The organism is Embleya sp. NPDC001921, assembly GCF_053594475.1.
Genome location: NZ_JBSFEO010000012.1, coordinates 62,805 through 75,825, shown reverse-complemented (window position 1 = coordinate 75,825; position 13,021 = coordinate 62,805). Strand labels below are relative to the sequence as shown.

At 74.1% G+C, this 13,021-nt stretch carries 10 protein-coding genes; 5 read left to right on the top strand and 5 right to left on the bottom strand.

All coding sequences use genetic code 11. The annotated features are described in order from the left end of the window. Positions 1-171: 171 nt before the first annotated feature. The 3 genes from ACWCPW_RS16585 to ACWCPW_RS16575 form a co-directional block, all read right to left on the bottom strand. Positions 172-1,092 carry a DUF3152 domain-containing protein gene (locus tag ACWCPW_RS16585; protein ID WP_449762256.1) on the bottom strand — a complete coding sequence of 307 codons (921 nt, stop codon included), beginning with the start codon at positions 1,090-1,092 and terminating at the stop codon, positions 172-174. Next, positions 1,089-2,024, bottom strand: a complete 936-nt coding sequence (locus tag ACWCPW_RS16580; protein ID WP_449762255.1) for a hypothetical protein — start codon at positions 2,022-2,024, stop codon at positions 1,089-1,091. Before ACWCPW_RS16580 ends, ACWCPW_RS16585 begins: the two co-directional genes overlap by 4 nt. Positions 2,025-2,309: 285 nt before the next feature. Then, complete coding sequence (locus ACWCPW_RS16575) at positions 2,310-2,822, bottom strand: SigE family RNA polymerase sigma factor (RefSeq protein WP_449762254.1); 513 nt, start codon at positions 2,820-2,822, stop codon at positions 2,310-2,312. Between the two features lie 147 nt (positions 2,823-2,969). Between ACWCPW_RS16575 and ACWCPW_RS16570 the strand changes: the two genes are divergently transcribed. The 3 genes from ACWCPW_RS16570 to ACWCPW_RS16560 all read left to right on the top strand — a co-directional run bounded on the left by ACWCPW_RS16570 (position 2,970) and on the right by ACWCPW_RS16560 (position 6,054). Next, positions 2,970-4,274, top strand: a complete 1,305-nt coding sequence (locus ACWCPW_RS16570) for a WS/DGAT domain-containing protein (RefSeq protein WP_449762253.1) — start codon at positions 2,970-2,972, stop codon at positions 4,272-4,274. A 295-nt stretch (positions 4,275-4,569) separates the two neighbouring features. After that, on the top strand, positions 4,570-5,136 hold the full coding sequence (locus ACWCPW_RS16565; RefSeq protein WP_449762252.1) for an NADPH-dependent FMN reductase: 567 nt from the start codon (positions 4,570-4,572) through the stop codon (positions 5,134-5,136). Positions 5,137-5,556: 420 nt separating this feature from the next. Beyond that, positions 5,557-6,054, top strand: coding sequence for a cupin domain-containing protein (locus ACWCPW_RS16560; protein ID WP_449762251.1), 498 nt, complete (start codon positions 5,557-5,559; stop codon positions 6,052-6,054). Positions 6,055-6,308: 254 nt separating this feature from the next. Here the strand turns inward: ACWCPW_RS16560 and ACWCPW_RS16555 are convergent, their stop codons facing one another. Beyond that, positions 6,309-6,860, bottom strand: a complete 552-nt coding sequence (locus ACWCPW_RS16555; RefSeq protein WP_449762250.1) for a flavin reductase family protein — start codon at positions 6,858-6,860, stop codon at positions 6,309-6,311. A gap of 180 nt (positions 6,861-7,040) precedes the next feature. Then, positions 7,041-7,472 carry a DUF2000 family protein gene (locus ACWCPW_RS16550; RefSeq protein ID WP_449762249.1) on the bottom strand — a complete coding sequence of 144 codons (432 nt, stop codon included), beginning with the start codon at positions 7,470-7,472 and terminating at the stop codon, positions 7,041-7,043. Between the two features lie 50 nt (positions 7,473-7,522). Here ACWCPW_RS16550 and ACWCPW_RS16545 point away from each other — a divergent pair, with 50 nt between their 5' ends. Both ACWCPW_RS16545 and ACWCPW_RS16540 read left to right on the top strand, forming a co-directional pair. Continuing rightward, positions 7,523-8,416 (top strand): AraC family transcriptional regulator, encoded by an 894-nt coding sequence (locus tag ACWCPW_RS16545; RefSeq protein WP_449762248.1) that lies wholly within the window; start codon positions 7,523-7,525, stop codon positions 8,414-8,416. A 114-nt stretch (positions 8,417-8,530) separates the two neighbouring features. Continuing rightward, a complete protein-coding gene (locus tag ACWCPW_RS16540; RefSeq protein ID WP_449762247.1) occupies positions 8,531-12,994 on the top strand; it encodes a hypothetical protein in 4,464 nt (1,487 codons plus the stop codon). The last annotated feature ends 27 nt before the right edge of the window (positions 12,995-13,021 follow it).

The window sequence follows — 13,021 nt, the reverse complement described above, 5'->3', positions numbered from 1 at the left end:
GCACATCCGACACCCGCGACGGCAGCCAGGACGCACGCGCCGCCGGCGCCTCGGACGTCGACGAGGCCGGCGCCGACGAGCCACCGGCGGTCCCGGGAGGCCCGGGACCGCCGACAACCGGAAGGACCGGATGGACCGGCTGGACCGGAGGAATACAACAGTTGGCGGCGCTCAGGCAGCGGCGGCGGGGTAGGGCCACGGATTCGCGACGCACAGCTTGCCGTTGTCCGCCTCGCGGCTCTTGGTCTGCTGCATCATCACCGGTGCCAGGCCGCCCGGCCCGCATCGGGTGTTGTGCTGGTGCCCCAGGCGGTGCCCGACCTCGTGGTTGATCAGCATCTGCCGATAGCCGAGGATGTCGTCGCCGTACGCGGTCGACCCCTGGGCCCAGCGCCAGCCGTTGATCATCACCCACGGCGTCCCGGTCGCGTTGCACGACACATTGGACACGCTGGTGTCGCCGACGATGGGCGAACAGATCCGGTGCAGGGTGCCGGGACTGGACAGACGCACCACGAACGACACGTCCGCGCCGTCGGTACGGTCGAACACCCTCCCGTCCCGGGCCCAACCGCGCGGGTCGTTGAGGGACTGCCGGATGATCGCGGCGAACAGCGCACCGTCCAGCGCGAGGCCCTCCTCGATCTCCACCCGATACTCGATCCGCTGCGCCCCGGCGGGCCCGGAATCCTTGCCCGGCAAGGTGACGAACTTCCCGCCGAGCCGCAGCGTCGGCTCCAGCGGGAAGCGCAGGCCGGCCTGCGTCAGGGGGTCCGGCGGCGCGGACGCCCGAACCGGCAGATCCCTTTGGGCCGACGGCTGTTCCGGCGCCGGGACCGCCACCGGCCCACCACTCGGCGCCGGCACCGGGGTGGCGCCGACGTCGACGGTCGACGCGCCGCCGCCTCCGGAGAACCCGGGCAGCGCGGCGAGCAGGAACACCAAGGCGGCCACCGCGCCCACCCCGAACAACACCCGTCGCACGCCGCGCGGGCGCGCACCCGAGCGGGCCCGGGCGTGGGCCCGGGTGCGGCCACGGTTGCGGGCGGCGGGACGCGACTTGGCCCGACGCCCGGTGCCGTGCCCGCTCACCCGATACCCGTGCCGGCGTCCAGGAGCCGCCGGGCGACCGGTTCCCAGGCCGCGTTCCGGGCCATCTCCATACCCTGCTCGTCGGCCAGCGGCATCCTGCCCTTGGCGGTCACCACCCGCTTACCGTCCAGCGGCCCATTGGCCCAGAGCAGCCGCAGCACGGTCGGGCCGATCGGCAACAACACCCCTTGCCCCCGGAAGACGCCCTCCGGGACGCGCAGACCCTCCGTGGCCATCCACGTGCCGTTGCGCTCCGGTTGCGAGCACTTGACGGAGTGCACGACTCCGTGTTCGTCCGTGCGCGCGGCCGGGGTCGGGCCGTCGGCTCGGCACTCCGGCAACGTGCCGGATCGCAGCGACACGAACACCACCCCGGTCGGTCCGTTGCCGTCGTTGATGGTCAGCTCGGCCGAGATCCCGGTTTCCGGGAAGTACCCGGTCCGCACCGTCGATCCCGTCCCGCCCGGCACCAGGGCGGTGAGTACGTCGCCGAGATCGCGGGCGATCGCCTGGCGGACGGCGTCCACCCGGCCGTCCGTCGACGGGCTCGGCCGGGGCTCGGCCGGCGACGCCGGTACGACCCGCTCGGACTTCGGGCCGGCCTCCCGGTCCAGGGCGACCGTGGCCGCCCCTCCGATCGCCACCACCGCGGCCACCGAGGCCGCGATGCCGGCGCCGGTGCGCATCAGCACACGCCGTCGGCCCCGGGAGGCCGCGCGGGCCACCACGTCGGCCATCGGGCGCTTTCCCTGGTGGGCCAGTTCGTCGTGGAGCTGCCGGCGGAAGGCACGTTCCAGATCGGGGTCGAGGCCCGGTTCCAGGGCGAATTCGAGGCCCGGTTCGAGGTCGGGTTCGAGGCCCGCCGTGAGGTCGGCTTCGGCATCGGCGCCGAGCGAGGCGCGGGGTGCGGGTGCTGCCTTGTCCGGTGTCATGGCCACCTCCTCTGCTGATCGGTCATCGTTCATCGTTCGGCTCCGTCGCGTGCCTTCGATGCAGACGCATGTCGTCGATACCTGTTCCGCGATGCGTGTCTCGGGTGCGTGTCTCGCGTGCCTTCGGTGCGTGTCTCGGGTGCGTGTCTCGCGTGTGTCTTCGGTGCGTGTCTTCGGTGTGCGTGAACTTCCGTGCATGACGGCGACCGACGGCTGCCGCGCGCCCGTCCCGGACGTGTGTCGTCCGCGGACGTACGCGACGGCAGTCCGAGCCCGCCGGCCGACTCAACCAACCAGCGGATTGACCGCGAGCGTGCCGCGCAGCCGGGTCAGTGCGCGCGGACCCGCGCTCTTGACCGCGGAGACGGACATACCGAGCATCTCGGCGACCGCCTCCACGCTGTGGTCCTCCCAATAGCGCAGGACCACCACCGCCCGATCACGCGGTGACAGCCGCATCAGCGCGTCGATCAGCGTGAGCCGAATGTCCGGGAGGTCAGCGTCGGCCGCCTCGTCCGGTCGGCGCTCCAGGGCCTGCGCGTCGATGCCGGGAACCTCGGTCGAGCTCCGGCGGCGTCTGCGATCGAGGTAGGCGTTCAGGAGCACACGTTTCGCGTACGCGTGCGGTTGCTCGGTGTGTTCTATCCGACGCCAGGCCAAGTACAGCTTCTCCAAGGCGATCTGGGTGAGGTCCTCGGCGAGATGCCAGTCACCGCACAGCAGATACGCCGTCTGACACAGGCGGTGCGCCGAGGTCCGGGCGAACTCGGTGAACCCTTCGCGACCCTGTGGGCCCATCCCGACCTCCCTTCCTGCCGCCGCCGTCCCTGATCCATACGCAGCCGGGGGGTGCGGAGGATGCACGTGTTCTGCGTCACAATGGGCAACGGCCCGAGCCGCGCCGGGCCGACGGCCCGCCCGCGACCCACCTCGGAGGCTCGGAACGTGCCACCAACCCCGCCGCGTACGGCCCATCCGGCGCCGGGCGACCTGCCGTTCGTCGTGCACGAGTGGTTCGGAGGCTCCGGAGACCCCTGGTTCTTCGCCCTGGTGCGCTTGCGCGGCGCCGCGCCGAACGCACGCGATCTGCGCGAACTGGTCCGGGACCGCTGGGGGTCGGTGCCGCGGCTGCGGCTGCGCGCGGGCGCGGTCCTACCGGGGCGCCGGCGCGGGCGACCGCGCTGGTTCGTCTCCGACGACTTCGAACCCGACCGGTACGTGGTCGCCGCGCCGGTCGCGCCCGGCCCGAACGCGCTGCGCGAGCGCGTCGGGGAATTGCTCGCCGAGCGCATCCCGCCCACGCGCGCCTCCTGGCGGCTGTACCTGCTGTCCGGGCACGAGCCCGACGGGTTCGCCGTGCTCTTGCGGATGCATCACGCGGTGGCCGACGGGGTCACGGTGATCCGGCTGCTGGAGCGCCTGATGGGCGCCGGGAGCGATGCCGCGGCGGGATCGGCGGGGCCCGGCCCGGCGGTACGCCGGGTGCCGCCGGGCCGGGCGTCCTTGCGCGGGCTCGCGGCGACGGTCGGCGGCGTACTCGGCCGAAATTCCCGGCTGCCGTTCAACGGCCGGATCGGCACGGGGCGCCACGTGACCTGGGTGAGGGTGTCCCCGGAGACGGTACGGGCCGCCCGGCGCGCGGCCCCGGGCAGTGGGCGCCCGACCGTCAACGACGTGTACCTGGCGGCGGTCGCCGGGGCCCTGCGCGCGGTCGCACCGGCGGGTCCGGCCCCGCCGCGCCGCGTCGCGGCGCTGGTCCCGGTGAACATGCGCACGACGGGTGAAGCGGCCCGGATCGGCAACGTGGTGTCCTTCTTCCGGGTCCCGCTGCCGCTCGCCGAACGGGATCCGGGCGTGCGACTGGCCCGGGTGCACGCGGCGACCACGCGTGCCAAGGCCACCGGGCAGGCAGCCATCGCGCGGGCCGCGATCGAGGTGAGCGCCCGGCTGCCGCTTCGGGTCGGCCGGCTCGCCGGGCTGGTGACGATGTCCGCGGGCTACGCGAACACGAGCTGCACCAACATCCCCGGCCCGGACGTACCGCTGGTCCTGCTCGGCCGACCGGCGGTCGAACTGGTCGTGGCCCCACCACTGATGGGCGCGCAGGGCGTGGTCTTCGGCTTCACCGGGCTCGGGGACGCCTTCACGGTCTGCGTCACCGCCGATCGGGCCCACGGCGCGACGGCCGATCGGCTGGCCGAGGCGATCCGCGTCGAGTTCGAGGAGCCGGCGCGGATCGCGGCCCGCTGAGCGGAACCAGGTCGGCGCCGGCCGGTCCGGCCTTCGACCGTGATCGACACCGACGACCACCGGTCCGAACGCGCCGGCGTGATCGGTCCCCTCTGTGGCATGTCGGGCCATCCGTGTCGGGGGTGTCCGGGTCGTACGTTTCTTCCATACCCGGGAACGGGAGCACCGCCGACCGGCCCGGTCGCCGGTCGTACCGTCGCGGTCCGAACTTCGCCGGTGGTGCGCGGCGCTCGATCCGACCGCCGCGCGGCGCCCCGATCCGACCGTCGAAGACCCACGAAGGAGCACTCTCGCGATGAGTGACGTCAAGATCCTGGCGATATCCGGCAGCCTGCGCGCCGAGTCGCACAACACGCGGCTGTTGCATGCCGCGCGGAAGTTCGCGCCGGGCGGCATGGACATCGAGATCTACGAGGGCCTGCGCGAGATCCCGCCCTACGACCTGGACCAGGACAACGCGAACGACCGCCCCGCCGCCGTCGCCGAGCTGCGCCGGCGGATCACCGAGGCGGACGGTCTGCTGATCGCCACGCCGGAGTTCAACTACTCGATCCCCGGCGTGCTGAAGAACGCGATCGACTGGGTGAGCACCGACTGGTCCCGGACCGAGGGCCTGCCACTGCTGCACAAGCCCGCCGCGATCATGGGCGCGGCGCCCACCAACTTCGGCTCGGTGCGCGCGCAGCTCGCGTTGCGTCAGGTGTTCGTCTGGACGCACACCGACGTCGTGGTGCGGCCCGAGCTGATCGCGTTCCGCTCGCACGAGCGCTTCGACGACGCGGGCAACCTGACCGACGAGGACACCATCGGGTTGCTCCGCGACCTGCTCGCCGCGCTGGCGGAGAAGATCGACGGCAAGTGAGGGATCGCGCGACCGGGGCCGCCGCCGTGCGGGCCCGGAGGGCGCGTCCGCCGTCCGCCGGCGAGGTTGTTCGCCATCCGGGCCGCCGGGATCCGACCGCGGGGAGCGCCGTCGGGCCATGATCGCGGTCGGATGCGCGCGAGGAGGGGTTTCGCCGTCACGGGGCGGCGAAACCCCTTTTTTCCGTCGACACGCCGTCACGCCCGCCGGGGGTGGACGCCCGCGACGGTCGGACGCTCGCGAGAGGTCGAATTGACCCGTCGATTCGTGGCTGGAATGAACCATTCGATGGGTCGAAACGCGCCGTAGATTGGTACCACCGAACAGCGGGGCCGGGCGCCGAAGGGCACCTCACTCGACGCACATCGACCGGCCCGCCGTTCCCCCCGATCGACCCGACCAGCCACACCGGGAGTCACCATGTCCACGCACGCCCCGAACGCCGCCGTCCCCGCCTCCATCCTGGTCCGTACCCAGGAGGCGGAGGTCGTCCAGGACGGTCCCACCAGCCTGATCACGCTGCTGGCCGACACCCCCGGGATGACCGCCAACCTGGCCGGCTTCGACAAGGGCTCCCCCGGTGCGCCGGCCCACTTCCACACCAGGGCCGACGAGATGTTCCACGTCCTCGAGGGCACCATGCGCATCCTGCTCGGCGAGGAGATCGTCACCCTGGAGACCGGCGACTTCCTGCTGGTGCCGGCGCGCACGCCGCACGCGTTCGCACCGGCCCCGGACACCGCGGCGAAGATGCTGGTCGTGTTCACCCCCGGGATGGACCGCTTCGACTACTACCGGCTCCTGGAGCGGGTCTACCGCGGCGAGGCCGACGTCGCCGAACTGCGCGCGACCTCGGAGCGGTTCGACAACCACTACGTGGACAGCCCGGTGTGGCGCGAGGCCCTCGCCGGAGCCTGACCCGGCGTGCCGGTACTCAGGACGCGTGTTCGGTACTCGGCTTCGCGGCCGAGTAGCCCTACGGATGCCCCCTGTCGGCGGGCCCCGCCAGGATGTGGAGTGCGGGCAGCGAGCGCGGGTGGGGCGGAACCGCCGACACGGGGTGGCGGAACGAGCGTCGAAGCACGGTGGGGTCGGTGCGAGGGGAGGGGGTGCGCCGCCACGGGGGCGGCGCACCCCCTCCCCTCGTTTCGTCTCCCCCGGTTCACGGCGGATCAATTCCGGGGATGACCCGCGTCCAGGTCCCGGACGTCGGAAAAGGTCAGCAGGTCGGGCCGGGTCGGAGCCGGATGATCCGGAGCCCGGACGGGCGCCACCACGAAACCGGTGTGGTCGCCCAGATCGACCGCCTCCAGGACACGACCCACGAACCGCCGGGGGCAGTCGCTCAGGAGCGGTACGCCGAACGGGCCCTCGGTCCACGCGCAGTGCGCGAACTTGTCCGTGCGGTCGCCGGTCTCCTCCCCGAACAGGGCCGCGAGCGGGTGTTGCCGCGAATCGGGCGCGTGCACCGCGATCACGCCGGCCGCGGCGACGACGGCATGAGTGTGGTTCGCGGCGGACACGCAGACCAGGAACCGCCGCGGGTCGATACCGCACTGGGTGGCGAAGCCGACCAGGCATCCGGAGCGCTCACCGGTGTCCGGCCGGGCCGCCGTGACGATGAACATCGGGTAGTCGAGCGCCCCCACAAAGGAGTCGAAGTCGGCATCGGCACCGGGACCGGGTTCCGCGGACTCGGATCGACCTTGCGGCGGGTTGCTCACCACATCCACCCTCCTCGTCGCGACCGTCGCACCGTTGCGACTCTCGCGACCGGCGCGGTGGCCGCGCCCGTCGCGACCGGTCGGATCCTCGGTTGTGCTCCCGACCCGAGGGCTACTGCCCACCACCACCGCCGCTACGCCCCACCGGGCGAAATCCGGCCCCGCTCCCCGGCCGATCCGCTACGGATGCATCCGGGCACCCTTGAGGATCTTGTCGACCGCGTTGCGCGGGCCGTGCACCGCCATCCCGACCAGGTCCAGATCCGCCCGCCGGACGGCCCGGACCGCGGCACGGTTGTCCCGGTCGTTGCCGGTGGCGAAGAGGTCCGAGGTGAACACCGCGACGGGAAGTTCCCGACCCACCGCCCGGGTGTGTGCCGCCGTCAACACCTCCTTGGCGCCCTCGAAGACCATCACCGGCTGCCGGAACATCGGCAGGTAGCCGGTGTCGTCGGCGTCCGCGTAGGGCTCGCCGATCACCTCCGGGATCCGCGTGCCGAGGCCGCTGACCAGGAACGCCGTGACGTTCAGCCGCTGCCATGGGGCCAGGTCGGCGCGCAGCACCACGGCGATCCTGGTGTCGAAACGAACGGGTTCGAGCTCGGTTTCCATGCCTCGCATCGTGTCGGGGCCGGTCGGGGGCCGTCTTGTACGATCCTGACATGGTTGCCGGCGCGGAGATCGTGGCTTGGCGGCCGGCGGTGGCCGGGGTGCGCGAGGTCCTGCACGCGCACATGACCGATCACACCTACCCGATGCACACGCACGCCGCGTGGACGCTGCTGATCGTCGACGACGGCATGGTCAGGTACGACCTGGACCGGCACGAACACGGTGCCCTGCGCAGCACCGTGAGCCTGCTGCCGCCGCACGTCCCGCACAACGGGAGCGCGGCCACGCCGACCGGGTTCCGCAAGCGGGTGTTGTACCTGGACTCCTCGCACGTGGCCGACGAGCTGATCGGCCCGGCCGTGGACCACCCGGTGCTCGCCGACCCAGCGCTGAGCCGGCGGGTACACCGACTGCACACCGCGCTGCTGCGGCCGGGCGAGGAGCTGGAGGCCGAGAGCAGGCTCGCGTTCATCGCCGAACGGCTGCGCGGGCACCTGGTGGGTCGGGTCGCCGCGCCGCCCGCCGTGCGTGATCCGAATCTGGCCCGTCGGCTGCGCGACCTGCTGGACGATCGATTCGTCGAGGGCGTCACGCTCGCCGAGGCCGCCCGCTTGTTGTACGCGCACCCGACCCACCTGGTGCGGGCCTTCGGCCGGGAGTTCGGCATCGGTCCGCACCAATACCTGACCGGGCGCCGGGTCGATCTCGCCCGCGGACTCCTGCTCGACGGCATGCCGCCGCACACCGTCGCGGTGACCGCGGGCTTCTACGACCAGTCGCACCTGAACCGGCACTTCAAGCGTGTCCTGGGCACCAGCCCCGGGCGGTTCGCCCGCGGCGGGAGGCTCCCGGTGGTCACCGGCGAAGCGGACGAGGCGAACGGACCGGTACCGATCCACGACCGCCGAAACCCGCGTTCGCGCCACACCCCTATCGCCCCCTAGCGTTCGTCCCGGGGCGGCCGGCCGTCGGTGTGCTGTGGTGGGGTGGTCCTCGTGACACCGCCCGGGACGGGGGGCGACGGCGAACGGGTCGGCCCGACGAGGGGAAAGCGAACAGTGACGCATCAAGCCGCGCGCCGGTACGACCCGGCCGCCGAGGTGCTGCTCGGACTCGCGGTGGCGAGTGGCGAAGCCGGGGACGCGGGTCGGCTGCGCCACCGGCTCGGCGAGAACGACCCCGCCTACCTGGCCGACGCCTCGCTGCCGATCGCCGCGCGGGTCAAGGCCGTTCGCGATCCCGACGTGCTGGTCCGGCGCGCGGTGGCGCGCAACCCGGAAGCCTGCACCGCCGATCTGGCCGCACTGCTGGAGCGGCCGGACCCGGTCGTGGATCGGCTGGTGTACCGACACGCCACCGCCCTGCCGTGGATGCGCCGCGAGGTGCTCGCGCCGGGCCGACATCCGGATCCGCACGCGCTCGGCGTGTTGTGGGAGGAGATCCGCGCGTGTGCCGAAGACCCGCCGGACCACCCGCACTTCATCGGCGCCGCCGTGGTGTCCGGGATCCCGGCACTGATCGAGCACGCGCTGCGCGCCTGCGCCGCGCGGCTCACCACCGCCGAGCAACTACGGGGCCTGTTGGGCCTGTTCGCCGACCCGCCGCGACTGGCCGGGCTGCTCGCGGAGGTGGACTTCGGTGGCACGCCCACCGGCCCGGCGGCCGGCGGCCCTCCCCCGCCCGTGCTCGATGTGGCCGCCCTCGCCGCCCGCGCGCTGGAGAGCGGCCGGACGGACGAGCTCCAAGCCGCGGTGGCCGCCGCCGAAGGCCCCGACGGCCTGATCGCCGGCCTGCGCGCCGGCGAGCCGGAACCCGCCTGGCGCCGCGATCCGCACTGGAGCCGGCTGCTGGACGCCCAACGCGCCGAGCCGCTGCCCGAGGCCGCCGCGGCGGCGCTGGTCGCGCGCGCGGACTGCCCCGACGCCCTGCTCGTGGAGCTCTACCGAGCCCACCCGGCCGCGGTGGCCCGGATCGCCCGCCCCTCGGCCGCCCTCCTCGAAGCCGCCGCACGCCACCCCGGCCACCCCGAGGCGGCCCGGATCGCCGCCTCGGCCGGCGCCGCCGGACGCACCCGCGAGCGGCACGCCGCCCTCGTCCTGGACACCGTCGCCCCCGCCCGGACCGCCGTCGCGACCCTGGCCGAACTCCCCTTCGTCCGCCCGCTCACCGACCTGCTGCACCATCGGCTGGGCGGCTCGGCGAGTCGTTGGGCCACCCTGCGGGTGCACCTGTCACGGCACCGGGGCACCCTGGCCGAGTTGCTGGCCCGGATCGCCGACGGATCGATCCCGGACGTCGGATCGACCGTGCCGCCCGCGCTGTCCAGGCCCTACCGATTCCTGCTCTACGCCGCCGAACCCGAGGACCTGCGCGGCCTGTTGCCGCACCTGCGCGACGAGCTGCTGCGCGATCTGCTGGGCAAGGGGCCGCTGCCCGCGCACGCGCTCGACGTCGCGCTGGCCACTCGCGATCCCCGGGTCTGCGCGGCCGTCGCACAGAACGCCTGCCTGGACCCGCGCGAGCTGGGCCGGCTCACCGCCCTGGACGACCCGTTCGTGAACGCCGCCGTGTACCGCAACCACCACACCCCGCTCACCCTGCGCCGCAGCATCGCCTCCGGGGTTCCGCGCACCCCGGGGCGCAGCGAACTCGTGCCGCTGGACCCGCGGTTGCGGGCCGAACTGCTGGACTGCCGGGATCAGCGCCGGCTCACCCCGCTGGCGGTCAGCGGCGACCCCGAGCTCGTGCACGCCGCGCTCTTCACCTTCCCGTCCGCCGACGCGCGCGGCTTCGCGTTCCTTCGGGTGTGGGAGCGCGGCGGCCCCGACGCGGTGCGGCACCTGGTACGGCTGCTCGGCGGGCCGGGCCACTCGAACCAGGCCGCCGCCGTCCTGGACGCGCTCGAAGCCCCGGACGGGCCGGGCAGGTTGGGCTCGCCGCGCGTTCCGTACGAGGATCCCGACGCCCTGCCGCGGGTCTTCGCCACCGCGCGAGGACGCAACGCCACCCGGCGACTGATGGCCACGCTCGTCCACGAGCCGTACGTGTACGACCTGCCGCGCCTGGTGGCCGGGCACCGCGAGACTCCGTACCCGCCCGAGCCGATCGACGAACTCCTGCGCCACGAGCACGCCGAGGGCGAACCGGGCCGGTTGCTGCGGCTCGCCGTGGTCAACCGCTCGTGCGGCTCCACCGCCGAGGACCTCAACCGCGAGCCGATCGACCGGCTGACCACAGTCGCGTTCGGCCGCGCCGACGCGGCCTGGGTGAACGACTGCGTCGAGCACGAACTGCTGGACCCGGTACGGCTGGTGGATACCGCCCGGCCGGCCGGCGAGGTGCTGCGCGCGCTGCCCAAGCTGGCCCCCGACGCGGCCGCGCCCGTCCGCGCCCGGCTGGCGGAACTGGTCGGCACCCACCTGGCGGGCCACGTCGAGGCCACCGTGATCGGCCTCGGCCTGCTCGACTCCTTCGCGGGCACCGTCGCCGAACTGATCACCGTCGCCGCACAGGCGGCCGGCCGGCCACCGGATGCCGCGCAACGGGCTCTGAGCGACGCCGAGATCGCCGAGTTCGCGGACACCCTCGCGCGCCGCGCGCCGACCATCCGCGGCCGCGAGCAGGCCGGACCGACGCTGCCGACCAGGCGCGGCCGGCGCAACACCCCCGACCGGGGCTGCGCGCTGGCCGCGGCGCATCTGCTGCGTGAGATCGTGCCGGGCGCGCCGATACCCACCGACCCCGCGGTGCTCGCGGTGTTCGCCGAGACCCTGGAGGCGGACGTGCCCGACCTGTGCCACCCGGTGTGGCTGGTCGCGGCGTGCGCGGCCGCTCCATCCGAGCTGCCGCGCGAGCGTCTGGTCCGGCGCGATCCGATCGGCTTCCGGGACACCGCCTCGGCCTCGGTGCGCTACCGCGCCGGTCTGGTCGGCCCGGCCGACCTGATCGCCACGACACCCGCACGCGCGTTGAGCGCCGCCCGCCCGGGCGAGTTCTCCCAACTCGCCCGCGCACCGCTCACCCGGGCCGTACGCGCCCTGCTCGCCGCCCGACTGGGCCACGATCGCGAGCGCTGGTCGGCCGCGCTCGCCGCGATGGACACGGAGCGCGGCGAACTGCCGCTGCCCGAACTGCTCGACCGGGTGGCCGCCGGTCCCGGCCCGCGACCCGCTGCCGCGCCCGCGACGCTGTCGAGCGCCGGATCGGCCCTGCTCGTCTACGCCGACGCGCACGTTCTCCGCGCGCTCGTCCCGCTGCTCGGACCCGGGTCGGCAAGCGCCCTGGCCCGCGACGCGGAGCGCACCCGGCACGTCACGGACGACCTGGTCGCCTACGTACTGGAGTTGGCCGACGTCGCCCCCGCGCTGATCCTCGCGGACGGCGAGGCCCGCTCGCCGCACACCCGGCACGTGCGCGGGCGGCTGCTCGACCGGCGCGATCCGGTGCTGGACGACCGGCTGTACGGCGATGTCAGGCGGCCCGGCGACGCGGCCGAGCGGCGCCGGATCCTGGCCCGCGCGGCACAGGACGCCCGGCCGCTGTCGCCGGTCCTGCGCGAACGCCTGCTCGCCCCGGGGGTGTTCTCGAAGTATCGGACGGACGCGCTGCGGGTGACGGTGGAGGCGGCCGACGCCGACGTGGTCGAGCGCGCGCTGGAGGCGATGTCCGGGAAGTTGTCCCTGCTCGAGCAACTGATCGCGGCGCGCAACGCGTTGCGCTTCGGCGGGCCGCACCGGCTGCGCGCGCTGATCGACCGCGGCCTGTTGGGCAGCGGCGCCGCCAAGGTCGCGGCGAAGGCCCTGGCCGGCACCGGAGATCCGGCCGAGGCCGCCGTCGCGGTGCTGACCTCGCGGATCGACCGGGAGTCGTCGCCGGCCCGACTGGTGGCGAGGCTGCGCGCGTGCGACCGGCTCGCGGACGCCGAACGGGTCCTGGACCGGCCCTACCGGCGCGACTGGGCACTGCTGGCCCGCGAGCACGCGCGCGAGCCGTGGCCCGCCGGGGTCCGGCGCGCGCTCGCGAGCCGACCGGACGCGCCCGATGAGATCCTCCTGGCGATGCTCACCGACCTGCACCCCGCCGAGGCGTTCGCCGCGGCCCGGCGCGGGCCGCGGCCGGCCCGTACCGTCGCCGCGTGGGTGCTGCCCGAAGGCGGTACCGCCGAGTGGCATGTCGAGATCGAGCGGTTGATCGAGGCGGGGCTGCTCACCGGCCACGACCTGGTGCACGAGGTGGGTCACGCCGATCGTGTGCTGCGCTATGTCGCCGACGCCCGGGTACGCGTGGACCCTTCCGAGCCGGTACGGGCCGCGGTCCAGGCGGCGTACGCCGAGATCGGCGCGCTGACCGCGGATCTGCTCGGCACCGAGGAACGGTGCTGGCAACGTCTGTTCGCCGCGCTCACCGAGCGCGACGAACACTGGCGCCGGGCCGAGGGGCCGGCCGCGGGAGTCGCCGCGCTGCTCGCCCACGCGGCACGCGAGCCCCTGGGGCGTGTCTGCGCTCCCCCGACGAGCGCCTGACCCGGATCGCCCGGCGGCACCGGCCGG

Coding starts and splice junctions, on each gene's coding strand:
- ACWCPW_RS16580 (WP_449762255.1), bottom strand. CDS start 2,024: ATGACACCGGACAAGGCAGCACCCGCACCCCGCGCCTCGCTCGGCGCC.
- ACWCPW_RS16575 (WP_449762254.1), bottom strand. CDS start 2,822: ATGGGCCCACAGGGTCGCGAAGGGTTCACCGAGTTCGCCCGGACCTCG.
- ACWCPW_RS16565 (WP_449762252.1), top strand. CDS start 4,570: ATGAGTGACGTCAAGATCCTGGCGATATCCGGCAGCCTGCGCGCCGAG.
- ACWCPW_RS16560 (WP_449762251.1), top strand. CDS start 5,557: ATGTCCACGCACGCCCCGAACGCCGCCGTCCCCGCCTCCATCCTGGTC.
- ACWCPW_RS16550 (WP_449762249.1), bottom strand. CDS start 7,472: ATGGAAACCGAGCTCGAACCCGTTCGTTTCGACACCAGGATCGCCGTG.
- ACWCPW_RS16545 (WP_449762248.1), top strand. CDS start 7,523: ATGGTTGCCGGCGCGGAGATCGTGGCTTGGCGGCCGGCGGTGGCCGGG.